The 25,627-nt window shown below is 37.1% G+C and carries 19 protein-coding genes; 2 read left to right on the forward strand and 17 right to left on the reverse strand.

The genetic code is table 11. The features are described from left to right. Window positions 1-292: 292 nt before the first annotated feature. Complete coding sequence (locus V7266_RS06255; RefSeq protein ID WP_335466731.1) at window positions 293-1,099, forward strand: alpha/beta fold hydrolase; 807 nt, start codon at window positions 293-295, stop codon at window positions 1,097-1,099. A gap of 127 nt (window positions 1,100-1,226) precedes the next feature. On the opposite strand, the gene V7266_RS06260 is transcribed toward V7266_RS06255, so the two are convergent. Continuing rightward, complete coding sequence (locus tag V7266_RS06260) at window positions 1,227-2,030, reverse strand: hypothetical protein (protein ID WP_335466733.1); 804 nt, start codon at window positions 2,028-2,030, stop codon at window positions 1,227-1,229. A 217-nt stretch (window positions 2,031-2,247) separates the two neighbouring features. Between V7266_RS06260 and V7266_RS06265 the strand changes: the two genes are divergently transcribed. Next, window positions 2,248-3,558: a hemolysin family protein gene (locus tag V7266_RS06265; RefSeq protein ID WP_335466763.1), complete on the forward strand. Its 1,311-nt coding sequence runs from the start codon at window positions 2,248-2,250 to the stop codon at window positions 3,556-3,558. A gap of 145 nt (window positions 3,559-3,703) precedes the next feature. On the opposite strand, the gene V7266_RS06270 is transcribed toward V7266_RS06265, so the two are convergent. From V7266_RS06270 to V7266_RS06345, 16 genes are all read right to left on the reverse strand, one after another. Beyond that, window positions 3,704-4,624 (reverse strand): aldo/keto reductase, encoded by a 921-nt coding sequence (locus tag V7266_RS06270; protein ID WP_335466735.1) that lies wholly within the window; start codon window positions 4,622-4,624, stop codon window positions 3,704-3,706. Window positions 4,625-4,700: 76 nt separating this feature from the next. Further along, complete coding sequence (locus tag V7266_RS06275) at window positions 4,701-5,684, reverse strand: AraC family transcriptional regulator (RefSeq protein WP_335466737.1); 984 nt, start codon at window positions 5,682-5,684, stop codon at window positions 4,701-4,703. Between the two features lie 142 nt (window positions 5,685-5,826). Beyond that, the gene (locus V7266_RS06280; RefSeq protein ID WP_335466739.1) at window positions 5,827-7,128 is read right to left on the reverse strand and encodes an MFS transporter; all 1,302 of its coding nucleotides are present in this window, start codon (window positions 7,126-7,128) and stop codon (window positions 5,827-5,829) included. Window positions 7,129-7,194: 66 nt separating this feature from the next. Next, the gene (rhaM, locus tag V7266_RS06285) at window positions 7,195-7,509 is read right to left on the reverse strand and encodes an L-rhamnose mutarotase (protein ID WP_335466741.1); all 315 of its coding nucleotides are present in this window, start codon (window positions 7,507-7,509) and stop codon (window positions 7,195-7,197) included. 310 nt (window positions 7,510-7,819) lie between these two features. Next, on the reverse strand, window positions 7,820-9,469 hold the full coding sequence (locus V7266_RS06290) for a response regulator transcription factor (RefSeq protein WP_335466743.1): 1,650 nt from the start codon (window positions 9,467-9,469) through the stop codon (window positions 7,820-7,822). Then, window positions 9,466-11,307, reverse strand: coding sequence for a sensor histidine kinase (locus V7266_RS06295; RefSeq protein ID WP_335466745.1), 1,842 nt, complete (start codon window positions 11,305-11,307; stop codon window positions 9,466-9,468). Before V7266_RS06295 ends, V7266_RS06290 begins: the two co-directional genes overlap by 4 nt. Continuing rightward, window positions 11,297-12,346, reverse strand: coding sequence for an autoinducer 2 ABC transporter substrate-binding protein (locus V7266_RS06300; RefSeq protein ID WP_335466746.1), 1,050 nt, complete (start codon window positions 12,344-12,346; stop codon window positions 11,297-11,299). The genes V7266_RS06295 and V7266_RS06300 overlap by 11 nt, the downstream gene beginning before the upstream one ends. A 106-nt stretch (window positions 12,347-12,452) precedes the next feature. Then, complete coding sequence (locus tag V7266_RS06305) at window positions 12,453-13,598, reverse strand: iron-containing alcohol dehydrogenase (RefSeq protein ID WP_335466748.1); 1,146 nt, start codon at window positions 13,596-13,598, stop codon at window positions 12,453-12,455. A 96-nt stretch (window positions 13,599-13,694) separates the two neighbouring features. After that, window positions 13,695-14,522, reverse strand: coding sequence for a rhamnulose-1-phosphate aldolase (gene rhaD / locus V7266_RS06310; RefSeq protein WP_335466764.1), 828 nt, complete (start codon window positions 14,520-14,522; stop codon window positions 13,695-13,697). 295 nt (window positions 14,523-14,817) lie between these two features. Next, window positions 14,818-17,652 carry a family 78 glycoside hydrolase catalytic domain gene (locus V7266_RS06315; protein WP_335466750.1) on the reverse strand — a complete coding sequence of 945 codons (2,835 nt, stop codon included), beginning with the start codon at window positions 17,650-17,652 and terminating at the stop codon, window positions 14,818-14,820. A 73-nt stretch (window positions 17,653-17,725) separates the two neighbouring features. Beyond that, entirely contained in the window at window positions 17,726-18,577 is an 852-nt protein-coding gene (locus V7266_RS06320) for a carbohydrate ABC transporter permease (protein ID WP_420491336.1), read from the reverse strand. 41 nt (window positions 18,578-18,618) lie between these two features. Continuing rightward, window positions 18,619-19,485: a carbohydrate ABC transporter permease gene (locus tag V7266_RS06325; protein WP_335466753.1), complete on the reverse strand. Its 867-nt coding sequence runs from the start codon at window positions 19,483-19,485 to the stop codon at window positions 18,619-18,621. An 84-nt stretch (window positions 19,486-19,569) separates the two neighbouring features. Next, entirely contained in the window at window positions 19,570-20,892 is a 1,323-nt protein-coding gene (locus V7266_RS06330) for an ABC transporter substrate-binding protein (protein WP_335466755.1), read from the reverse strand. Window positions 20,893-21,179: 287 nt separating this feature from the next. Continuing rightward, window positions 21,180-22,499 (reverse strand): ABC transporter substrate-binding protein, encoded by a 1,320-nt coding sequence (locus V7266_RS06335; protein ID WP_335466757.1) that lies wholly within the window; start codon window positions 22,497-22,499, stop codon window positions 21,180-21,182. Between the two features lie 53 nt (window positions 22,500-22,552). Further along, window positions 22,553-24,040 carry a response regulator gene (locus V7266_RS06340; protein WP_335466758.1) on the reverse strand — a complete coding sequence of 496 codons (1,488 nt, stop codon included), beginning with the start codon at window positions 24,038-24,040 and terminating at the stop codon, window positions 22,553-22,555. 4 nt (window positions 24,041-24,044) lie between these two features. Further along, on the reverse strand, window positions 24,045-25,627 hold a 1,583-nt coding region (locus tag V7266_RS06345), incomplete at its 5' end, for a sensor histidine kinase (RefSeq protein ID WP_335466760.1).

Below are 25,627 nucleotides of genomic sequence, written 5' to 3' on the forward strand. Positions count from 1 at the left end.
TCTCCAAACTAATTAATCAGCAGTTCTGGATGAGTACGGTGAATTTTGTCGAAAAAAATTCTTGTTCAGCTAGATTTTCGACAACATGAGCCTGACTCTTCTCTAAATATTTCTTGTTAAACGATCAACAAAAAATCTTTCAAATAGTATTCTTCTATAAGTTTTTTAACCTAGATAATAAATTTGATTTTTCATCCGCCCTTAAATGGGTTTAAGTTTAACTGGCTAAATGGTCTTCTATAAAACTTTTCTTCATATTATTTACTATTAATTGGAAGAAAGGAAGGATGGAATGCCAATAACTAATGCCAAAGGGGTCGACCTTTATTATGAAATACATGGGGAAGGTGAGCCACTGCTTCTAATCATGGGATTAGGGCTTAATTCAAAGTCTTGGTTCAGGACAATACCGATACTTAGGGAGCATTACAAGGTCATTATTTTTGATAATCGCGGAACAGGTTCAAGTAGTAAGCCCTATACGCCTTACTCTATCGGACAAATGGCGGACGACGCACGTGCAGTCTTAGATGCAGCTGGAATTGATTCAGCGCATGTTTATGGCATTTCTATGGGGGGCATGATTGCTCAAAGGTTTGCGCTAAAATATCCAGGACAGACGCGTTCTCTCATACTAGGCTGCACAACTTCCGGCGGGATCCATCATGTGCAGCCTGGTGCTGACGTTTCCATGCTGTTGCTTTCAAGAGGGTCGGCAATTGCGACACCCGAAGAAATCGCCTGGACCACAGCACCAATCCTGTACAGCCCAAGTTTTATTGAAAATCACCGGGATCAAGTGGCTGAAGATATTCAAAAACGGATCGAAGTACCTGTCAAACCCTATGCTTACATGCTCCAGCTTCAGGCTTGCTTAGCTCATGATACCTACAGTGAAATTGATCAAATCAACGTCCCAGTTTTAGTTATCCATGGAGATGCGGACCGGTTAGTGCCATATGAAAACGGAGTAACCTTAGCGGAGAAAATACCAAACGCAGAATTTTTGACCATCAATGGTGCTGGGCATATTTATGTAACTGAGGCTAATGACCTGGCAAATGAAAGAATATTAGACTTTTTAAGTAAACTTGATTAGAAACAATGCCCGATTTAGTTTAAATCGGGCATTTTATTATACATTTATTAACCTGGGCAGTAAGCTGTGGAGATTCATCCCATCAATAATTGAATAAAAAGCCATCAAAAAGGCACGAAACAAGAGATCAAAATCTACCCGATTTAAAGATGGAAAATAAAAGCAATAGGCTCATCGTTGTGCCTAATCCAAATCCAATTTCAATCAAAGGAACCTTTGAGAAAAGGACAGAGGTTTGTCCGGATAGTACCGCCCCGATAATGACCCCAACCATGATAATACTAAAGGAAAGCAGCACAATACTAAACGAAAACCGATTACTAATCCGGTTTAATCTTCTTAAAAAGATTTCTAACTCTGGTGTCGAGATCTCAATCCTCATTTTCCCCTTTTTCATAATCGATGTAAAATCTTTAACTGTCTTAGGTAATTCATTCATAATTTCACTGTATTCAAACAATTGGTTCCAAACCTTTTCTGCAACATTTTTAGGGTTAAAACGGTCCTTAACCATCTGTCTTCCAAACGGTTCCGCTACTTTAATTATACTTAACTCTGGATCCAGCTTCTCTACGATCCCTTCCATGGTAAGCAGCGTTTTCCCTAAGATAGTTAAATCCGTTGGTAATTGAATTCGATGTCTATAGGCAACAGAAAATAATTCAGTAACTGCCTGGCCTGCTCTCATTTCACTAAACGGAATAGTGATATATTTTTCCCTAAGTTGATCTACATCCGCTCTTAACTTATCTTGATTGACATCTTCAGGTACTAAACCCATATTTGTTATCGTTCTGACTACCTCATCTGTATTTTGGTTCATTAATGCAATCATAAATGAGGCTACATGTGACTTCATTTGGGATGTTAACCTGCCAACAATTCCAAAGTCTAAAAAGGCAATCATTCTAGTTAGATTAAACGGTCTCATGTTTTTCCACAATTTTCAAGCAATTCTTGGAGAATTCGCTAAATATTCAATTTCACCTTATCGAACAAAACATGAACCAAAGTTCACATTCCATTGACATTTGGAATGACATTATGTCATAATTGAATTAGATTTCAATATATTACTAGATTTTAAGACTGGAGGTGTAGGCCTTACCTATCGTAAGGCTATACATTTGGAAATAGTTAACCTGATCATGATCGCCATTTTTATTGCTCTCACAGCCTTTTTTGTCGCTGTAGAGTTTGCGATTATAAAAGTAAGAGGCACACGGATTGATCAACTAATGAAAGAAGAAAAAAAAGGAGCGAAGGCTGCAAAACAAGTAGTTACGCATTTAGATGAATATTTATCTGCCTGTCAGCTCGGAATTACGGTTACAGCTCTCGGACTTGGATGGCTGGGAGAGCCCACCGTTTCAAAGTTATTACATCCTTTTTTCGCTTTTCTAAACGTGAATAGTGCTGTAACACATGTTTTATCCATCATATTTGCTTTTGTTCTAGTTACCTTCATCAATGTAGTCTTGGGCGAATTAGCACCTAAATCTTTTGCGATTCAAAAAGCAGAAACCATAACTCTACTTTTTGCTAAACCATTGATTGGTTTTTATAAAGTTTTCTACCCATTCATTTGGATTTTAAATAGTTCATCGAGGTTATTAGTTGGCTTATTTGGTTTAAAACCGGCCTCTGAAAGCGAGTTAGCACACACAGAGGAAGAACTAAGGATTATTCTATCTGAGAGTTACCAAAGCGGGGAAATTAATGAATCGGAATTAACCTATGTTAATAATGTGTTTGATTTTAATAATCGGATTGCAAAAGAAATTATGGTACCTAGGACGGAAATGGTAAGTATCTCAGTCGATGATCAGCGGGATGATATTCTCTCGTTAATCAAAGAACAAAAATATACACGCTACCCTGTCACTAATGGAGATAAAGATAATATTGTCGGGATTATTAATATTAAGGATATCTTAACTACTAAATTGGATAAAAAATGGGTGGAGGAAAAGTCCCTAACACCCTATATTAAACCCGTCATTTCTGTTATTGAAACCATTCCTATTCAAAGCTTATTATTAAAAATGCAGAAGGAAAGGACTCATATGGCGATCCTCATCGATGAGTTTGGAGGTACTTCTGGGCTTGTGACAGTTGAGGATATTATCGAAGAGATTGTTGGTGATATTCGAGACGAATTTGATGCAGACGAGGTTCCTGATGTGCGGAAATTAGCCGATGAGCATTATATTGTCAGTGGTAAAGTACTCATTGAAACGGTAAACGATCTTTTAGGCACTTCCATCTCAAATAAAGATTTAGATACGATTGGCGGATGGTTCTTGTCAGAGAAGTTTGATGCTGCGATGGATGACTGTATAGATTTTGATGGCTATTCTTTTAAAATTAAGGAAATGGAAGAACATCATATTTTATATATTGAAATTCAAAAATTAATACAAGCAGCTTCCCCTCTTCCCCAAAAATCTGTTTCTTAACCTATATATGAATCTATTAAGCGGGCTGACATGATTCGGCCCGTTTTCTGTATTAATAGTATTTTACATATGAAATTCACCTAACAAACATTAAATAACAAAAGGCGTGAATTTTCTCTAAATGAGATCCTCACGCCTTTTACGCTTATGGGATAATATTCCCAGCTGCTTTATAAATTTGATACCATTCTTCTCTTGTTAGTCTAATATCTGAACCTTGACAAGCGTCTTTCATGCGCTCGACTTTAGTGGTTCCAAGTACCACCTGAATATTAGCCGGATGGCGTGTGATCCAAGCTGTTGCAATTGCAGTATTAGTCACATCATATTTTTCAGCGATACGGTTTACCACTTCGTTTAGCTCCGGATAATGCTCTAAATCGCCTAAAAAGGTTCCGGCAAAGAAACCATGTTGATATGGGGACCACGCTTGCATAGTGATATCATTTAAGCGGCAGTATTCTAGAATACTCATGTCCCGATTAATTGCTTGGTCTATCTTCATGTTAAGAGTTATTCCTGCATCGATTATCGGCGTATGTGCAATACTTAACTGCAGTTGGTTTACCACTAACTTGTGGGGTGTGTATTTTTGCAAAAGTTCTATTTGTGCAGGATTATGATTGGAAACTCCAAAATATCTAACCTTTCCACTGTTATGTAGTTCTTCAAATGCCTCTGCTACCTCAGCAGGTTCCATTAATGGGTCAGGGCGATGAAGAAGCAGTATATCAAGGTATTCCGTATTTAATCTCTTTAAAATACCATCCACTGACTCTAGAATATGCTCTTTTGAAAAATCAAAATAACCGTTGCGAATTCCACATTTACTCTGAATGATCATTTTTTCGCGGATAGAAGGGTTCATTTGAATCGCCTCTGAAAAAATCTCCTCAGATTTACCCTTCCCGTAGATATCAGCATGGTCAAAGAAGTTAATTCCCTCTTCCATCGCTGAACGTATAAGGTTCTCTGCTTCAGCTATGGAAAGCTGTGGGATACGCATATTCCCCATAATTATGTTTGATGCTTGAAGGTCTGTATTTGCAATGTTTATGTATTTCATTTAGTATTCCTCCCTTCTAATTTCCTTTCCATTATATCCTACAATGAAAGCGTGTACCAAAGATTACCGCTAGAGTTTAATCTAGTTTTGTTTTCTCATTTACTGCCTGTTCTCTGAATTCTTTTGGGGTCTGACCATACTTTCCTTTAAAAATCCGATAGAAATAGCTGATGTTATCATATCCAACTTCTTCTACAATAGAAGAAATCGACATATCGGTACTCTCTAATAATTCTTTTGCTTTTACAAGCCGTCTTTCCTGCAGCAATTCTTTGAAGGTATGCGACGTCGCTTTTTTGATTGTTTTACTTAACCCATAGTGGGATTGGTTTAGTTTCTCAGCCAATTCATAAAGAGAAGCTTGTTTATAATTCTCTTCAATGTATTGAAGAGATTCGACCACCAAATAGTGGTTCATGGATGCTTCCTCTTTGCGCTCTACTAGATCCGTATTTTTGATTAATTCGATCATCAATAGCCCCATGTAAAGCTTAATAGTGGATTCCGAAAAAGGGGAAGGATGCATAATTTCATTGATGATTTTTCCAATCATATCCTGGATTGTCTCGACTTCGGCTACTTTAAAATATAAAAATTGTCCATTTTGTGTGTTATTGTATAAACCGCTGATTAAAAAGTCACTGACAATATTACCTGAATTTAAAAACGAAAAAATAAAATCAAAGAAGGCAGGACGAATGATAAAGTTGATAACAATATCTTCCTTGGCACATGCTTTAATTTCATGTTCAATATGTTGATTTAATAACAATAGTTCCCCTTTTTTTAACGTAATGGGCCGCCCGCCCGCCGTTTGCTTAAGCTCACCATGATAAACATAATTAATCTCAATATAGTCATGCTTATGCAAAGGAAAATCAACGAAACGCGTATGCTTTCGAACCATAATCATCTTGTCATTACTCAGAAATTTTTCACTCTCTATGACAAAATTCGTTTTACTTGTATAGAGTTCTTTACTTACATTCTTTCGCTGATCCAGAATGATTTTCTCTTCATCCGTTACTTGGAGAAGTTCATCTAAGAGGTCCTGGTTCAATGTATTCACCTTTTTCTCAATGCCGTTTTTCTTTACTAGCCAAATCATATCATATTTTGGTGAACTACCTGAAAAATTACAAGGAAACATAAAAACCTGGACCAACGAAAAGCTGGACCCAGGTCATGTTCACTTTATTCAGTTAAACCGCTTTGCCTTTAATTGCCTTTGATTTGCCAAAACGCTCTTCTTCAATTTGTTTCAATGTTTTACCATTCGTATTTGGAGCAAGAAGAATTCCAATCACACAATGAATGGCTAAGAAGACAAGCATTACAATTCCAGCGGTTTTAAATCCTAATTTATCCATCACAGTCGGTAAAATAAATGACCAAATTGCAATGCCGAGTCTTACTAAGAAGTACATAATTCCTTGTGCACCAGCACGATATCTTGTTGGGAAAAGTTCGCTTGCCCATAAACCGTAGAATGCTTGAGCACCGAAGCCAGCAGCACTGCCCCAGAGAATAACGAAAGCAAAAAGTGAGAACCAGTTCATTCCTGTAAATGTTAGAATTAACCATGCTGCGATTCCCATTACCGCTCCTATTCCAAACAAGGAACGTCTGCTAAATTTATCTCCTAATTTCATGAATACAAAATAAGTGGTAGCCACTGTTAAACTCCAAAGCAGAACTTGAAGTAAATTCGCTTGTGTGCCTGTTAACCCGCCAACATTTTGATAGATATATGGCATGAAATAACCCATAGCACCTGCGGTTAAATTCCAGAATAAATAGATACCAATTAATAAAAATAATGCTTCACGATTCGGTTTCAGGCTTAATAATTCTTTGAGTACACCTTTATTATTGCTGCTTCCTTCTTTCGCTTCTCGTTCTTTGCCTTCTTTCCAGATCGCTGATTCAGATAATCCTTGTCGGATGTACCAAGTAATAAAAGCAATAATTAATAAGTGGATGAAAATAATCCGGCTTCCTAGAAGTCCAAGTGGTGCAAGTAAGACGGCAAGTAAAAATGTAATTGCTGGGCCGGTTGACCATGCTAACTGTGCTGTTCCAACATGTGCAGCCCTTTTATCAGCCGGTGCTTCTTCTGCAATGTAGGTCCATGAGGCTGGTACCCCGGCCCCTACAGCAATTCCTGTAATAATGGTTCCGACTAATAGCATTGGGAAGTTAACTGAAACAGCAATCAATAAAACACCCAGCATATAAGCCAGCAAGTCATAGGTATAAATAAATTTCCGTCCATATTTGTCACATAAATAACCGCCAAACAAAGCTCCTACTGCCGCTCCAAATGCATTGGCACTCAGTGCACTTAATAGGCCTACCGCAATATTATCTAAATGAAGATATGCTTGCCACATGGTTAAACTACTTGCAGCTGCAATGATGGACCCAGCTTCAATATAGTTCGCCATTGCAACAGAGATGGTTGCTTTCCAACCGGTCGTTTTTTTAGCACCAATCTTAGCCATTATAATACCTCCTAAAAATTTGTTTTTTCGGGAAACGGTTTCATTTTTAAAACTAGTACATAACCACTAATCTAAATAGAATAATTCCTCTAAATTAATTGAAACTGGACTATTATCTGCATTCGTGTCCATTAGCGGCTCCATATACGCCCACCATTTTTTACAGATAGCTGTTTGCGACATATGCTCCCATTTCTCTTCATCCTCAATTTCTACATAAGCAAATAATCTACCAGTCTCTTTATCTAGAAAAATAGAATAATTATGTGCACCATGTGCCTTTAATTCTGAAGCCATCTCCGGCCATATTTCATCGTGGCGGCGCTTATATTCATCGTAACTATCACGGTTGACAAACATGATACTCGCTTTTCTGATCATTGTTATTTTCCTTTCTAGAATTTAATTTTCCTTATAGTTTGGCTGTTAAATTTGGTTGTTGATTTCCGCTCCAAGCGCTCGCTTTCCGCGGGCGTGCCGGGGAGCCCGCAGGAGTCGATCGCCTTCCGCTCCAATCAACAGAGTATAAAAACAACAATGTCGTTTAACAGCGCCTATAGTTAAACTATACCGTGATAAAACGCTTACTTGTAGGAGACAAAATTCAGTTAGGGGTGAAAATATTCAGAATGTTGGAAGGGATTACAAAGAAAAAGAGTCAAGGAGATGGTTCCTTGACTCTTTTATCCTCTTAATTTTCTGTTGGTGTTTTAGAGAACTGTTCCCTGAATTGCGACGGTGTCTGCCCTATCCATTGTTTGAATAAGCGACTAAAATATTTTGTATCTTGATAACCTACAGATAAGGAAATATCATAAATTTTCAAATCCGTTTTCTCTAGCAGTTCCTTGGCTTTTTCAAGTCTCGCGGAGGTTACATAATCTAAAATCGTCTCCCCCGTTTGGTTCTTAAAATAATCACAAAAATAGTTGGGGTTCATATAGACCTGCTGTGCAATTTTCTTAATTGAAATATTGTCCCCCAAATTATTTTTTATCCACTCTTTCGCAACCTGAATAGGATTATGCTGCTCCTTTTTCAAATCAGTCATTTTCTCCATCACATGTACAATCCACATTTTCACCCTATCCTTCAACTGGATGAAATTTGCTGCATTTTTTGTAATATTTAAAGCATCTGTTAGTAAATTCGGATCCTCACTATAGCCATCATTTTCAATCCAATTATTCACAATCCCAATTAATAAATAATGTACTGCTTCATTAATCATCACGGGTGATGATAAAGATTCTATTTCGCGAAAAAAGCCTTGTAATGCCTTAAGTAAATCATCCCTTTTCCCTTGTGCAAACGAATTAATCACTTGTTCTGTAAATTTTAAAATAGAAGATGAGATTCCCTTCGATTTTTGAACTTTAATGCCTTCCAACAAATCAGTCTCAAAGACTTGATTTCCTCCTTGAATCATTCGAAACTGAAGTAAGGAATGCAACTCGTTCTTCATATCACTAAATAATGCAAGATCATTAAATTCTTGGCCTAGAGCAACAGATACTGTTACAGGGGTTAATTTGTGTATCGAGATTCTAAGTTTTTCAGCAAATTCTCTTGAAATGGATAAAAAATTAGGAGCATAGGCTTTATCTTGAATCTGTAACAAGATCCAATAATTTAACTTATTGCCCCGCCACCACCAGCTATTAATCTGGTGAACTCGAATAGAACCTGCAACTGTTTCTTCTACAATATTTTCAATACTTTGAGTCCAACTATTCCAATCTTCGGGCAGATTTTCTCTAGTTTGTGAATAAATCTGATCAATACTAATATGAATTAATTGATAACAGCCGCTTGGAAACTGCCGGATCCACTCTAAATAAGCAATATCTTTTTCTTCATTCCAGGTCATTTCGCTTAATAGCTGCAGCTGTTTAGTATACTCCAGTTGGGAAGCCTTCTCTTGCATTCTGTGCCATTCCTGCTTTTCTTTGTTAAGCATCTGGATTTTTTGTTTCACTTCATCCATCTGGATTTGAAACTGTTCCTTATCAATTGGTTTCAAAATATAATTAACAGCACCATCTCGAAGGGCAGTCTGCAAATATTCAAAATCATCAAATCCACTTATAAATATGGTCAGGAAGGATAGCTGGCTTTTAAGTTTTTTATTTAAGGTTAACCCATCCATTTCCGGCATCCTAATATCGGAAATGAGCAGGTCAAAAGAAAGGGATTGATTGATAACCGCTTCATAAACTTCTAATCCATCAGAAAATACACCAACGATTTCCCATTCATCTCCTAATGAACGAACCATTCGTTCAATCCCTCTTCGAATTCTTCCTTCATCATCGACAATAACCGTTCTTATTTGTGTCATCTTCCCTCACCATCCCTTTGAATCACTGAGTAATTTGTAACTTCATTCTTTAATATTGCTGGAATTTGTATTATGATCTCTGTCCCTTTTTCAATGGAACTATTTACTCGTAATTCATATTGATCCCCAAACATCATCATCACCCGGGCGTGAACATTTAATATCCCAAAACCTGACTCTCTTTTTCCCATTGGATCGGATTTTAATTTGCAATTTAACTCATCAAGCTTGTCTTCATCTATTCCTGGACCATTATCACGAATGGTAAAAAGGATATCTTTTTTTCCGTGCTGCTTAAAAATTTCTTCCACAAAAATCTGAATACGTAACCCTTTTCGTTTCTCCAATCCATATTTAATCGAATTCTCGACAAGCGGCTGTAAAATAAATTTGGGTGTAAAATAGAAACCAGTATCAAGCTCCGACTGAATTTCATAAGAAAGTCTTTCTTCAAACCTGTATTTTTGGATTTTTAAATAGTCCTGAATATGGTCAACTTCTTGTGAAATCGGCACCAGCCGATCCTTGTTACTTAATGAATAACGAAGCATCCTGCCAAGAAGTGTGACCATTTCAACGACTGTTTCAGATTCTCCGTCTTCAACAGCCATACTAATCGTCTGGAGAGTATTGTACATAAAGTGCGGGTTTATCTGTGATTGTAAAGCATATAATTCAGCGTTCTTTTGACGTATTTCAATAGAATAGTTTTTCTGGATTAAATCCCTGATTTCTGTAAGCATGGAGTCAAAGCTTTGAGCCAAGACACCTACCTCATCTTTTGAATCAACGGGAATGGAGACACTTAGATTGCCCCCCTTCACCTCTTGCATGATATATCCTAGTTTTTTAATAGGCTTTGTGACTGACCAGGCAAGAAATACCGATAGTAGACTCGTGATGATGACCAGCGTAAAAAAAGCAAAAATAGTTACATTTCTAACCATATCCGTTCCCATTGTTAGATATTTTAATGGAATACTATGAACTAAAATCCATTTATGACGTGTTGATTTATTTATACTAATGAGTGTTTTTTCTTGAGCTGTCCCTGTCTGAAAGCTTCCATTTTCTAATGGGTAATCCTTTACTTCAGTAAAAATCGAACCAATCTTTGACGGATCTGTATGAAAAATGACCTGGCCATTCTCGTCCATCACCCACATGGCCGCATTTTTTTCTTTCTCTAAATCTCCTAAAACATTTTCAATAAATGATAATTTAACCGCTAAAAAAAGCGTACCAAGTGATTTTCTATTATCAACATCTGTTACCTGTTTCATTAACAAAATATAGGGAGGATTCCCTTCGAACTTCAGACTTGCTTGTTTAGGCAAAATGAGTTCGACTTTCTCTCCCAAATCATGTTCTTCCCCATATGGAAGAGAGAGATTTTCAAGATTAAATCCCTCATAGGGAATCCGGGTACTGACAAAGGATCGATTTTTGGAGAGAAGGAATGCCCCCAATATTTCTGAGCTATTATCAAGATAGGTATTCGTTAAGAAACTCTCTACTACAAATTGGTCCTGATTTAATTGGGATTGATTCTTATAGCGGCTATCTCTTAAAACAGACATAACATCACTGGAGCTATAAATTAAATCTGGGAGTCTTTCTAACTCAGCTAAACTGTTTTCGATATTATTATTCGCTTGCTTTAATAGTTTGGGAATATATTCTCCCACTTTTTCTTCAATGGATTTGGTATATTCATAATAAGCTAGGAAACCTAAAAGGCCCATAGGAATAACTGTTAACAAAATATACGTAATAATTAGTTTCGTTGATAACCGGGAGTTTTTTAATTTTATTGTTTCAAGAAGCCTAGAAATCATATTGGTCGATATTCTCCCTTGTAAAATCAATGGGCAGTCCCATAATAACGGTATCCCCTTTTATTTTGATATTTCCAACCCTACCGATATGCTGCCCATCCTTAAGATTTTCACCACTCAATAATTTTTTCGCTAAACTAACCGTTAAATAGCCTAGTTTTTTAGGGCTCCATAATGTAATCATTTGAGCTGACCCATCTTTTAGATAACTCCGCATTAAATTAGGGGTAGACAGCCCTGTTACAGTAACCATCCCTGCTTTTCCCGCATCCTTAACTGCCTGTGCTGCTGCGGGAGGACCGACTGAAGAACTGCCTAATATCCCTTTCAAGTTAGGATAAGTTTTTAATAGCTTTTCGGCCCCTGTATATGATTTTTGGGGATTATCTTCCGTCTCCACTACTTCTACTAATTTCATATCAGGGTATTCTTCTTCCTGCTGCTTGATGATATAGTTCATCCATGTTGATAAATTGGCCGCAACATGAGAACCCGTCATGATGGCGTACTCGCCTTTTTCCCCCATCTTAGAGGCCAAGTTATCCATTAAATGCCGGCCTAGGTTTTCAGGGTCAACCATATTTATGAATAGTTCTCTATATTTTGTGTCTGTGTCCGAATCCCAAGAAATCACTTTTATGCCTTTTTCTCTTGCCTTTTGCAATACAGGTCCTAATCTATCCGGGTCGTTGGCTGAAACAGCAATTAAGTCAACGTCTCTCTGTATGAAATCTTCAATAATATTTCGCTGTTGCTTCCAATCGGCAATTGGCGGCCCTGTGAATAAAACATTAACGTTAAGGTCCTCCCCAGCTTCGAAGGCCCCTTCTTCCACTGCGTTGAAATAAGGAATCCCACTTACTTTAGGTACGATGGCAATCGTGTAATTTTCTTTGTTTTCATTTTGTTTAATTTGCTCTTTCTTTTGATCTCCATTATAAATAATTTGATATTTTCCGGAATTTAGTTCGCAACCGCTTACAAATATTACTATTAAAAAACAGACCAAAAATTTTAAGTAGTTTTTTATGTTCAGCACCTCACAAAAAGAGCAGACTCATTAAATGTAAAGAAGAGGCCATCTATTAACTTGGCCCCCTTAACATTATAACATATTTTGAAATCGCTTTTATTATTTTAATAAATTATAAAATTTCCTTAAACATGGCAATTACTTCTTCTTTTGTAGGCTGGAATGGGTTTCCTGGAGCACAAGCATCTTTTAACGAGTTGACAGAAAGTTTTTCTAAATCTACTTCTTCCACGCCTAATTCTGCAAGCTTGCTAGGTATGCCTACTTCTTTCGATAGAGCTTTAATCGCTTGAATTACTTCTTCTGCACATTGCTCATCCGTCTTTCCAGCTGTTTCTAACCCTGCTGCTTTTGCAATCGCCCGGAATTTTCTTGGATCACGTTTGGCATTTTCTCTTTCTACAATTGGAAGCAGCATCGCATTACAAACTCCATGTGGTAAGTCATAGACGCCGCCAAGCTGGTGGGCGATTGCATGAACAAATCCAAGGCCGGCATTATTAAAGGCAATTCCTCCCAAGAACAGACAATAGGTCATTTGCTCACGAGCTTCCATATCATGACCATTCTTAACGGCACGAGGCAAATAATTAAAGATGATTTCAACCGCTGCTAGGGCAGTCGCATCCGTTACTGGATATGCACCCGGGGTAACAATTGCTTCAATTGCATGTGTCAGGGCATCCATACCTGTCGCTGCGGTTAAGGCGGCTGGCTTATCGAGCATTAATTCAGGATCGTTAACAGAAATAGTAACCAAGCTATTTTTATCAACCATAACCATTTTTACTTCACGTTCTTTGTCGGTAATAACATAGTTAATTGTAAATTCACTTGATGTTCCCGCAGTCGTATTGACCGCAATGATCGGGATGGATTTATTTTGGGTTTTGTTAACCCCTTCATAATCACAGATGTCGCCGCCATTCGTAACATACAAACCGATTGCTTTTGCTGTATCCTGTGGTGAACCGCCGCCAATTGATACTAGACAATCACATTCATTTGTTTTAAAAACATCTACACCCTTATATACATTTTCAATGGTTGGATTTGGTTTTACTTCATCATAAACAATATATTCTAGATTAATAGAATCTAGTTCAGCTAAAACTTTCCCTGCAACTCCGCTTTGATTTAAAAATTTATCGGTTACCACCATGGCCTTATTAAAACCTAGATCTTTTACAAGCGGAGCTAACTCCTTTAAACAGCCTCTACCCATTAAATTTGTACTTGGTACATAATAAACACTCATTTGAAATCCTCCTTCTTTATGTTCACTATTTCACAAATTTATTTTTAAAATTAAGGGACAATGATGTCCCCTAATAGTAAATCCGTGTTACTGGTTTTATAAATTTAAGATTCCTGGTCTTGGAACCACTTTGAAAGCATCAGCAAGGTCTTGTAGCTGTTGGTCGGTAATCGTTTGTTTTTTACCACCTTGCGCACAAACAATCGTATAAACCTGAGCTGCTTTTTCGGCTGTTTCAATCAAGCCAAATGTTTCATCCATTGTTGCTCCAGCTCCGAAAATCCCATGATGCGGCCAAACGACAAGGCGGACATTCTCCATTTTCTCTGCAGTTGCTTCGCCAATTTCATTTGTTCCTGGAATGATCCACGGGATAACGCCGACACCATCAGGGAAAACAACAATACATTCTGTACACATTTCCCAAAGCGTCTTCGTAAAATCTTCTTCCTTCAAACTATGTGTAAACGTCATTGCAATTAGGTTTGTAGCGTGGCAGTGCATAATTACACGATGATTTTTATCTGCAGTTAATCGCTTCATATGATTCATTAAATGTGTCGGCAGTTCACTTGTTGCAACTCCGCCATCTTCAAGACCCCAGAGAATTTCGTAGCTTTTGCCGTCTGCTGCAATACGGATGATGCCTAAATTAGAAGCTGGGTCCTCTTTTACATTTTTAAAGTATTTTCCAGAACCAGTTACAGCAAAATATCTTCCAGCTAACTCAGAAGCATCAAAATTCATTGGTACTGTTCTTATCACTTTATCAACATCCAAGTATGGTAATACTTCATATTCATTTAATAAATAACTGATATTTCCGCCATTACGCTCATCCCAGCCTAATCGGTAAAGGTTTGCTGTTGCTTCAATCATTTCTTGTAAAAATGGTGCTGTATATATTAAATTTCTCAATGTCATGCTCATGATTTTCTCTCCCTTTTAAATAAATGATTTATGTTTGATTTTATTTAATTTGTTTATGTTTATTTATCTTCTTTACATTTACATCATAACTCCACAACAAACATAAATCAACATAAACAAAGAAATTATTTTTGTTTATTTTTGTTTGATTAACACATTTGTCACAAAATATATTTGTTTATTTCTGATTACAAAAATAAAAACAGACCTATAAGGCCTGTTTGCTTTTGGTTTTCGTCTTGTTTTAATCAATGTGATTCATAATGTTACTAGAGTTGGCTTGTGAGTATTAGCTAATTCTCTTACCATTTATTAGCATTCTCGTATTTTTAGGTGTTGTTATTTGTACTTCAACTTCTTCTGGGAGGGTAATTTGCAAATCAACATACGTACCTAAATCTTTACAATAGATGTCAATCTTACCTTGTGGAATTGGTACCGATCCTTTTATCCACTTTAATCCATTTAAATTAGGGGAAATAGCTACTTTCGTAAATCCAGGTTCTAATGGTTTCACGCCTAAAAAGAGAACTCCAAACACATAGGTTGGTGCTGCGGACCAGGCATGACAATGACTGCGGCTATAGTCACCTTCAATTAGTTCCCAGCCTTCCCAACATGTTGTTGCGTCGTTTTCCAGCATATAACCATAGATTTCCCTGATATTATCGAGTACTATTTCATTTTTCTCTAAATCCATTAGTGCTTGATAGTAGAAAAATAGGACAAAGGGACTTTTTATTTGAACAAAATTCTCTGGTGGGTTAATTAGATATTCCTCTATAACTTTTCTGCGCTGTCCTTCCGCACAATTTGTTAAATAAACAATTAAGTTTGTTTGAACACTGTGAGTTTTAGATTGGGATCCATTCTCATGAATACTATCAATAAAGACTTTTTCTTCCTCATCCCATAAATACTTATTGATCGTACGTTTCAATTCCTCTGATAAAGTTAAAAAGGTAGTTTCATCTTCCTCTTCGCCAATAATAGATGCTAAGTAAGCAGTTTGTCTTAATGCATCGACAAGGAGTGCATTTTGATGAGTGACAATTTTATGTTCTGTATCCATAGGTGCCCAATCTAACATATTCCAAGCAGAAATTTCTAATAACCCATCCTTATTTATAAAATCTTGAAAACGTTGAACGGTCAGCTTTAGTTCGGGATAAACTTCTTTAATAAACTCTATATCTCCGGTGTATCGATAGTATTCGCGGCATGCCATCATCCACATGATTGACCAAGCAGTTAAAACATTCTGCCATCCACTTGGCACATGAGATTCTGGCAGTGGTGAACGGTAAACAGATTTAGAAATTATTCTTAAACATCTTTTCACTAAATCATAGTTTCCGAATGTATAATAATTCATTAGAGAAATATTATAAGAATCACCCGTCCAAAGAGCCTGTTCATAGGCTGGACAGTCAATGATCGTATCTTGAGCACACATACGAACGGTATGCTTCGAAATTTCCCAAATCTGGTTTAATAAATAGTCCGAGCTGCTAAATGTGCCTACATTTCCTGTAGGGAAAGTGGTAACATCAACTTTAATATTGAAAATTTTACACGGGGTTTTTAAATTACGAATTGTAAGCAGCATAAATCGGAAGCCTCTAGGAATAAAAGACCGGTAGATTTGTCGGCCTTCCTTTGCAATATACCGTAATGAATTATTCAATGAAAAGGTATGCTCGATTCTTCCATCATGGTGGATACTTTCAAATAGAAAGAAGTCAAAAATAGTCCCTCTTGCAGCTTCAACTTCGAATTCAATGTGGCCTAGATACTCCTTGCCAAAATCAATCAGATATTCTGTATCCCCGTTTTCCTTTGGTGTGACATTTGTATAACTTTGATTGGCCAATACCATATTTTGATGCTGAAAATCGAAAGGATATGTTTTTAGGTCTTCCTTAAAAATAGAAAGAAGACTTACATTATCCGTACAAACATGGTTGTCCGGAATTTCTTTTGCCCACTTTTTATATGCTTCAAGTTCGTTAACAGATGTTACTTGTTTCATTTGTGTATATTCATTTTCTTCAGGAATCGATAAGTCGACCGGTTTACCTATTTGAAGCAAAGTTGTAGCATAAAAGGGTCCAAATCCTAGGAATTTATATTCCCCAAGACTAAACGGTGCTTTCAATTTTATTTCTTCTGAGAATGTAAATGCAAGATGCATGGTTGGTTCGTGAAAAAATCCGCCGACATCAATGATTAATAAATTTGCCCCTTTTCTTAGAGTTACTTTCTCGTATTTTCCATTCTGCGTTTTATACTTTTCTCCATTCAGGGTAAATTCCCATTTAGCACCTGCATGGGCATCATAAGTAAGAGTCATAACTCCTGTTGTATCTTGATTTGAGTGGAGTTCAGTCACTAAATAACTCTGCATCATTTTTCCTGAGTTACAGTCATACTCACCAGGAAAAAAAGTGGGTTTTAAATCAACCGAATAGTGTTGTGATATCGGCCTCACTGCTTTTAAAGATAAGACACCCTTTGGAATAATCATTTCATTGGTTAAATGGGGAATATCTCTAGGAATAAGAGTTTTCCATGGGCCGGCCTCATAAGGACCGATAATTTCAGCGTCTGTCCACGCAGAATCATCGAAAGAAAGTTTTCCCCAATTACTATCAAATCGATTGGCATTATAAATTTCAGCCCATGATAAACAATTGGACATTTTAACCGATTGTTTTATAAAGCCATCATGGTTGACTGTTTTCCATCTATCATCGGTAAGAAGCTGTCCACTCAGTTGACCTTGATGATAGAAATCTATTTGCGCTATTAATCCTCCACGGCCTTCTATATACTGCATCGTTCCTATTCCATAATGATTAACTAATACGGCAATGACATTTTTTCCTTTTTTTAGACTGCTTAATTCATACTGGTCATAATACCATTCGGAAGTCCAGCCTCGCACAGGGCCAGATCCTATTAGTTCGTCATTAATATAAACAAAGTATTTGGTATCTGCTGAAATAGATAAGACAGCTGCTTCATATTCCGAATTAATAGTAAAGGTCCTTCTAAAACACGACCAGTGATTTCTCGGATGCTCCCCACTCCTATCCCAGATCCAATTTGCTTCCCATTCCATGAAAATACCTCCAATATGAAGAACCGATTCATTGACTTGAACAGGAATCGGTTCTATTTTTTTATTTAATTTTTTACTTAACCGATCCTGCAGTCATACCGGCCACAATTTTCTTGTTAAAGATAATAAATAGAACAAGCGGTGGAATAGAGATAACTAGAATATTAGTAAACAGTAAATTCCACTGTGTAATGTACATACTCATAAAATTATAGAGTGTTAGCTGTAAGGTAGCATTTTCCGCTCCTGGAAAGAAGTACAAGGGATTAACAAAATCATTATAGACACTCACTGCCGTTAAAACGATGACAGTTGCTGAAACGGGTTTTAACAATGGTAAAATAATATTAAAGTACAATCGGAATCTTCCACATCCATCTATTAAGGCAGCCTCATCAAGAGATTTAGGAATCGTCACCATAAACCCTCGATACAATATAATCGTAAATGGCAAGTTTAATGCCACCTCAACAAGGACAATTCCCGGCATTGTTTTAAAAAGTCCCATTTCTTGGAGCACCCAAATGGTTGGGACTACTGCTGGGGGGATGATCAGCCCCGCTAGAATTAAAAAATTTATAAATGGAGTTACTTTGGATACTTTACGCTGCAATACATATCCCGCAGCAGAACCAAATAAGATTAACAGAATAATGGATAATCCCGTAATCATAACACTGTTATAAAATGCCCGGAGAATCATACCATCTCTCGCACTCCATACTTCCTGGAAGTTTTGGATTATATGGAAAGAACTTGGCCAATTCATATTTAATAATGATGATTCCTGTACATTTTTAAAGGCGTTGATAATAACAAAATAAAAGGGTATTCCAAAAATACCTAATGTTAATAAAACCGCCAAGCATTCAACTAAAAGCTTGCCAATTTTTTTTCGTGCCTTAACCTTACTTTTCTTTGACATGATTGGTTTAGTTTCAAGATCACTGATGACAACTTTACTCATTATAAATCCACCTCTTTACTATTGAGATAAGCATATAGAGGGAACGCTAATGCAGAAACAAGTATGAATAAAATGACATTTCCAGCGGTTGAAAGACCAAAAAAACCTGACTGATATTGCTTATATATAATGGAGGCAATCAGGTCTGTGCTAAAACCTGGACCTCCTTTTGTCATGGTCCAAATTAAATCAAACGAGCGTAAGCCGCCAATAAATGAAAGAATGATAACTGTGTTCATCGCAGGCCTGCTAAGCGGCAAAATGATACTCTTAAATTTATGCCATGCGTTTCCTCCATCGATCATCAGTGCCTCATAGTAATCTTCGGGAATAGACATAATTCCCGCTATAAATATGACGGTCGCCATACCGACCCCTTTCCAAACATCAACCAATGCGACAGATAATAAAGCAATTTTAGTATTTCCTAACCAATCTGGCCCAACAATCCCCATACCTTTAAGGACAATGTTAATAAGTCCTTGAGAAGGGTGCATTAACATGGTAAATGCGATACCTACGGCAATTGTACTTAACAATGTCGGGAAGAAGATCATCGAACGTATAAAACCGACTGTTTTCAGTTTCGAACTTAGAAAAACACCTAGTAATAGACCAAGAATAACTTTTAAACCACTCGTTACAACCGCATATATTAGGGTGTTTTTAAAACCAATATTTAAAGATGGTTCAGACAAGAACGTTTTAAAGTTTTCAAAACCAATAAATTTCCAATCTGTTAACGTCCACCATGTCATACTGAAAAACAGGGACATTATGGTTGGCAGTAAGAAAAACACAAAATAAACAATACCCGCAGGTAATAGGAAGTAATACGTATACGTTTTATTTGCTAACTTATTCATCATTTGCCTCCTTCCTTCAACCCTTAATAAGCTACTGGCCCTGCTAGAAACTAGTCAGGGCCAATAAATGATTAGATTAATAAATTACCAACCTTTTAGCCCTAACTGTTTTGCCTGCTTTTCAACATCTTTGTCGTATAGCTTTGCACCATCTAAAGCTGAGCTGATTCCGCTGCCCACTTGTGTGGTAATTTGTTCAAGATTAGGTCCTTTAACTGGGCTAAGGAATTCAAGAGCTGGAGCCGTTTTTCCTGATTCAAAATATGGAAGCATATCTTTAACTGCAGGGTAAACATCGTCAGAAAGCTTGATACCCTTTATGGCAACAGGTCCAGTCGGTTTGATTTTGGATGTATATAAATCTATACCTTCCTGAGAAATATAAAACTCTAAGAATTTCTTTGCAGCATCGATATGCTCACTATTTTTATTGATAAAGATTCCCGCAGGCATCCACACCGTTAAACCATTTTTATCAGCACTGTCACTTGGTTGAGGGAAGAATCCAATATCCTGAATTTTATCAGGAGAAGTTGTCGCAAGGTTAGCCAAGGCGAAAGTTATCATCGGGTAGTGGGCTCCGGTCCCATCTGCTAACATTTTTAAACCTGCGTCATAGCCGGTCGCAAGGAAATCCTTATTTAAATAACCTTTCTTAAAAACCTCTGCTAACTTTTCAAAACTTCGAAGTGCTGCAGGAGTTGTAGCAATTTTTGCCTTGTTTGCTGTATAGTCATCCGCGAAATTCGGACTTTCCGCAAGGACATTGTAGTTATCAGCTAAATAAATGACTTGTGAGGTCCAAGTATCTTTATAGGTTCCAATTACTGCTGTTTTTCCAGCTTGTTTAATTTTTTCGTTATTGGCCATCAATTCATCCCATGTTTTAGGAACGGAAAGACCTAACTCAGCATAAACCTTTTTGTTATATAACCAGCCGCCAGCATTTGTTGGGGTGCCCGGAATTCCAAACACTTTTCCATTTGCGGAAACAGCTTCTTTATAATCATCCATAATATTTTCCATGAAAGGTTCTTTACTTAGGTCAACAAAATTTTGTTCAGGGTTTAGTGCCTGTAGTTGTGATCCTGAGTTATTCCAGACTAAATCTGTCATATCACCTGTAGCTAAACGCGTTTTTATAATATTATCTCCCTCAGAGCCACCAGGACGAGTCTCAATTTCTACTTTAATTTTATTCTTCTTTTCAAATGCATCGATAATCGCATTGATTCCATCCAGTTGTGTTTGATTATCAATGAGGAATGTTAGTTTTTCTTTATCATTACTCTTACTGCCACCACCTGAAGTGGTTTCTTCTTTACTGCTGCATCCAGCTAAAATACCAGCCATAAGTGCACTACTTAACAATAATGAAACAACTTTTTTTCTCTTTCTTTTGTTCATTTTTTCTCCCCCTTTTTAAATATCTAACCACTAAGATCTGTCTGCATCGCAGCTTAGTAATTAATTTAATTTTAAGCGCTTTCACGCTATTATTTAAGTGATGCTTTTTTTGGATATACGTCTGTTTTTTTTAGATATAAAAAAAGTCCCTCTTACATGGTTTAAATGAAAGAAGGACAATTTTTTATTAAAAAGTATAAAAGTTTTTGACTTCGAGAGTTGTCCAGCTCCAGGCTCCAACGGCTCGAGGTCACAAGCCGATAGACGGGCGCCTTGCGCTTTTCTGGTTACCACCCTTTAAGCCCCAGCTGTTGTGCCTGTTTTTCCACATCTTTATCATATAACTCTGCACCTGCTTTTGCTGAGACACGCCCGCTGCCTACCTCTATGGTAATTTGCGGTAGATTAGGTCCTTTTAATGGGCTTAAGTTTTCAAGTGCAGGCATAGTATCTTTGGATTCAAAATAAGGAAGCATCTCCGTTACAGCCGGTATGACCTTATTCGAAAGATCCTTGCCTTTTACTTTTAGGGCTAGGGGTCCCACGGGGCTTCTCTTAGCTTGGAACGTTTTCACTCCGTCTGGAGAAACAAAATAGGTTAACCACTTTTTGGCTGCTTCTAAATGTTGGGTATTTTTATTAACATAAATGGCAGCTGGCATAAAAACGGTCATTCCGTTTTTATCTGGGTCGTCGCCAGGCTGTGGGAAAAATCCGATATCATTAATTTTATCGGGGTAATCTGCTTTGATCGCCATTAACACCAATGAAAGCATAGGATATTGAACGCCGCTTCCTTCAATGAGCATTTTTATTCCGTCCTTATAGCTTGCTGATTGAAAGTCCTTATTTAAAAATCCCTTTTGGTATACTTCTGATAATTTTTCAAAACTTCTTAATGCTGCAGGTGTAGTAGAAAATTTAGCTTTATTTGTGGAAAAGTCTGTTGCAAATGTTGGGTCCTCAGAAATAACATTGTGATTGTCGGCAACGACTATCAGTTGGGAAGTCCAATCATCCTTATAGGTGCCAATTACTGCTGTTTTACCAGCTGCCTTAATGATTTCACTATTAGCTATTAATTCTGCCCAAGTTTTTGGTACCGATAGTCCAAGCTCGCGATAAACCCTTTTGTTATACAGCCAGCCGCCAGCAATGGCACTCCCCATTGGGAGACCGAATACTTTGCCGTTAATGGTAACTGACTGCTTAAACGTATCTCCTATATTTTTCATAAACGGTTCTCTTGTCATATCAACAAAATATTCTTCCGGGTTGAGTGCTTGTAAAAGAGAACCAGAATTATAAATAACCAAGTCGGTCATATCACCAGTTGCTAATCTGGTTTTCATCACCTGATGACCTTCCACTCCACTCGGGCGTGTTTCAATTTCTGTTTTAATATGATATTTCTTTTCAAATTTTGCAGCAACTGCTCTGATTCCCTCTTGATCTGCTTGATTATCAATTAAAAGGCTTAAGGTAACTTCCTTTTTGTTTAAATTAGTGGAAGTATTTTTATTGTTATTGCTGCATCCTAATGTAATACAAAAAAAGATTAGTAGAATACTTAAAATAAGTGGAATTATTCTCTTGTTTTTCAACATACTCATTTCCGCTCTTTCTTTAGTTTGTTTCGATAATTTAATGTTAATGAGTATTAAAAAGAATCTCGATATTGACCAGGATTTATTCCTGCATGCTTCTTGAATAACTCGGAAAAATGTCTATACGTATGGTATCCTACTTTCTCACTTACTTCCGCAACTTTATGCCCCTCCCTTAATAGTTCCTTTGCCCGCTCCATCCGCAGCTTGGTCAAATATTTTATATAAGAAAGCTTCATTTCTTCCTTAAAAAGAAGACTAAAATACGTTGGATTCATTCCTACATATTCCGCGACATCCTGTAAGGTCAAATCGTTCGAAAAGTTTCTTTCTATATATGTACATGCTTTTTCAACTGCATTATGCTTTTTATCCTTTCGTACCCTGAGGAACCAGTCCATTATCATTTCCATTTGTGACCTTAACCAACTGAACATTTTCTCTTTTGTATTTAGTAATCTTATGTCTACATGCGGGAGATAGTTTCCTTGACCTAAATGTGATACGTCTTCCCCTGTTTCTTTTGCTACTTCCATTCCAAGATAAATTAGCTTTAATATTTCACGCTCAATCACATCTGGATTCAAGCGCTGCGACTGAATTTTGCTAATAAATTCATCTACCTGCTGGAAAAGCCCTTCTCTATCACCAGTCCGTAAATAGAAAATAATAGCTTCTTCTTGCTCCGAAAGGTCACTAGGGATATTAGGATTTTCTCCAATTTCCTCAAAACGTGTCCATTCTCCCTTATCCATAAACTGTCCATAGCGTAATGCTTGTGATGCCTCTTTGTAGCTTTTGGGTGCATCTGTAAGTTTTGGATAGGTCCGGCCTGACCCTATTGCTACTCCGTTTTCACTTGGCCAATATAATAACTGATTTAATAGTTCTGTAGAATCATCTTCAAAATGAAAAATAACAAGCAAATGTTCTGCTCCATTACGAAGATATACAGGAAAGTAAGAGGGATGACTTGGCAAGGCATGACTTTTATCTGATAGGGCCAGTACAGTAACCGCGGCAATCTCCTCCACTTCTTCCTGAAAACTCTTCCTCCACTTAGGTAGTGCCTCATCACCCTGAAGAAGTAAATCCAAGGTCGCTTTTTCAATCAACTCTGTACGGCTATCCTCCCATTTCTCCTCTAGAGAAAGAACCGTTTTCTGGTGTTGCAATTTTTCGAGTATTCTCTGGATGGTATCCTCGATCATTGGGATAGTGATGGGCTTTTCCAGATAGTCCGATACACCTAGCTTGATTGCTTTTTTTACATATTCAAATTCATTGAATCCGCTAAAAACTACACAGATAATTTCAGGTGCAGCTTCAAGAATTTTTTCTACAACCTCCAGGCCATTCATACCCGGCATTCGAATATCGGTAAAAACAATATCTGGAGAATGTGTTTCAACTAAATCAATAGCAGCGTACCCATTACTTGCTGTGCCTACCAGCTCAATTCCATACTTTGACCAGTCAATCATCTTTTGCAACCCATGCAGAACAATGTATTCGTCATCAAATAAAACTGCTTTTAGCAAACCATTACTCCCCCTTTGCAACTTCCCGAAAACTAATCTCTATACAGGTTCCGTCATTCACCTTACTCGAAATATAAATGGTGCTGTCCTCTCCGTAAAACAATTTTAGTCTCTCACGTACATTCTTTATTCCATAGCCGCTTTCAGTTTTCTCCAGATCCTCGATTCCCACGCCATTATCCTGAATTTTAAAAGTAACCCAGCCATCAGAGATCCTTCCAATTAAGTTAATGGTCCCTTCCCCTACCTTGGTCTCAAGACCGTGATAAATAGCATTTTCGATAAAGGGCTGAAGTAACAGCTTAAGAATTGGTTTATCCATTAATGCCGAGTCAACGTCCTCGATATAACGAAAACGGTTTTGATAACGGAAATTCTGGATCGTCAAATAGTGGTGAATATGCTCTAATTCCTTTGATATTGGAATCAAATCTTCTCCATTATTTAAACTTAGTTTAAAACTTTGTGATAAGGCAACAGCAATTTCCGCTATATCCTCATTGTTTTGCAAGACGGCCATCCAATAAATAGAATCCAAAGTATTATATAAAAAATGGGGTTTAATTTGCGCTTGCAGAGCACGAAGCTCGGCTTCCCGCTCTTTTAACTGTGAATGAACAAGCCGTTCATTTAATTGTTTATTTTCAACGGTTATTCTTTGGAATGTCTCTCCGATAACACCAATGGTGTCTTTTTCATTGTCTTGTCCTGAACCCCACAGCCCTTTGGCCCAATCCACCGTCATCTTTTTTAATTGCAGCCATGGCCGCGCAACTTTACCAGATAAAACATAAGAGATTAATAAAGCAATGAAAGCAATGATAGTCGAAATGCTAGCCGTTATTATGCCAATTTTATTAGACTGCTTTAAAAGCTCTTTTTCTTTTGTTATATTAGCGAATGTCCATCCCGTCGTACTGTTAGTATAACTGCTAATCAAATATCCTTTTTGTTCCAAGTCTTGAAAAATGGATAAGGTATTCTTACCACGCGACAACTCGTTATCCAATTTAGAAGAATTACTAAACACTGTATGTACTGAGTGATTGGAAGAATCGATAACGGTAATAACACTATTACTTTCATCATTTAGAACTCTAGAAAACATTGATTTTTTAATATTAACAACTAACAAGCCTATTTGTTTTGGGTTAAAAACATTTTGTGGATCCCGTAATAATTTAACTGAAGAAAAAGTCGTATCATCCTCTGTCTTTACTAGGACATTATAGCTGAAGAAAGTTGGCCTTCCTTGAGCGATAACACTCTTTTTATACCATTCTGAATTTGAAATCTCCTTGTACCTATTGTTAATGTCATAACTGCCAATGCTATTATGATTACCGTAACACACAGGGCGAAAATGAATATCAAATAGACAGACCGAATCAATATCTTCTGTATCAATAAAATAACTGGATATCAAATCTTGCATTCTTTTTGTTGTGTTTTCGTCTAATACATTCTTGCCCACTTCTGAAAAAGCAGCGCTGTCAATCAATTCTTCGCGTACACTATTGCTCCATGAAATGACTCTTTCCATATTAATGATATTTCGGAACAAAAGATCCGTCACTTCACTAGAGG

The organism is Neobacillus drentensis, assembly GCF_036965645.1.
Classification (GTDB): Bacteria; Bacillota; Bacilli; order Bacillales; family Cytobacillaceae; genus Neobacillus; species Neobacillus drentensis_D.

What these genes read in the sequence shown, in the direction of transcription:
- V7266_RS06255 (WP_335466731.1), top strand. Translation starts at nt 293, where the DNA reads ATGCCAATAACTAATGCCAAAGGGGTCGACCTTTATTATGAAATACAT.
- V7266_RS06260 (WP_335466733.1), bottom strand. Translation starts at nt 2,030, where the DNA reads ATGAGACCGTTTAATCTAACTAGAATGATTGCCTTTTTAGACTTTGGA.
- V7266_RS06265 (WP_335466763.1), top strand. Translation starts at nt 2,248, where the DNA reads ATGATCGCCATTTTTATTGCTCTCACAGCCTTTTTTGTCGCTGTAGAG.
- V7266_RS06270 (WP_335466735.1), bottom strand. Translation starts at nt 4,624, where the DNA reads ATGAAATACATAAACATTGCAAATACAGACCTTCAAGCATCAAACATA.
- V7266_RS06280 (WP_335466739.1), bottom strand. Translation starts at nt 7,128, where the DNA reads ATGGCTAAGATTGGTGCTAAAAAAACGACCGGTTGGAAAGCAACCATC.
- rhaM (WP_335466741.1), bottom strand. Translation starts at nt 7,509, where the DNA reads ATGATCAGAAAAGCGAGTATCATGTTTGTCAACCGTGATAGTTACGAT.
- V7266_RS06290 (WP_335466743.1), bottom strand. Translation starts at nt 9,469, where the DNA reads ATGACACAAATAAGAACGGTTATTGTCGATGATGAAGGAAGAATTCGA.
- V7266_RS06295 (WP_335466745.1), bottom strand. Translation starts at nt 11,307, where the DNA reads ATGATTTCTAGGCTTCTTGAAACAATAAAATTAAAAAACTCCCGGTTA.
- V7266_RS06305 (WP_335466748.1), bottom strand. Translation starts at nt 13,598, where the DNA reads ATGAGTGTTTATTATGTACCAAGTACAAATTTAATGGGTAGAGGCTGT.
- rhaD (WP_335466764.1), bottom strand. Translation starts at nt 14,522, where the DNA reads ATGACATTGAGAAATTTAATATATACAGCACCATTTTTACAAGAAATG.
- V7266_RS06315 (WP_335466750.1), bottom strand. Translation starts at nt 17,652, where the DNA reads ATGGAATGGGAAGCAAATTGGATCTGGGATAGGAGTGGGGAGCATCCG.
- V7266_RS06320 (WP_420491336.1), bottom strand. Translation starts at nt 18,577, where the DNA reads ATGTCAAAGAAAAGTAAGGTTAAGGCACGAAAAAAAATTGGCAAGCTT.
- V7266_RS06325 (WP_335466753.1), bottom strand. Translation starts at nt 19,485, where the DNA reads ATGAATAAGTTAGCAAATAAAACGTATACGTATTACTTCCTATTACCT.
- V7266_RS06330 (WP_335466755.1), bottom strand. Translation starts at nt 20,892, where the DNA reads ATGAACAAAAGAAAGAGAAAAAAAGTTGTTTCATTATTGTTAAGTAGT.
- V7266_RS06335 (WP_335466757.1), bottom strand. Translation starts at nt 22,499, where the DNA reads ATGTTGAAAAACAAGAGAATAATTCCACTTATTTTAAGTATTCTACTA.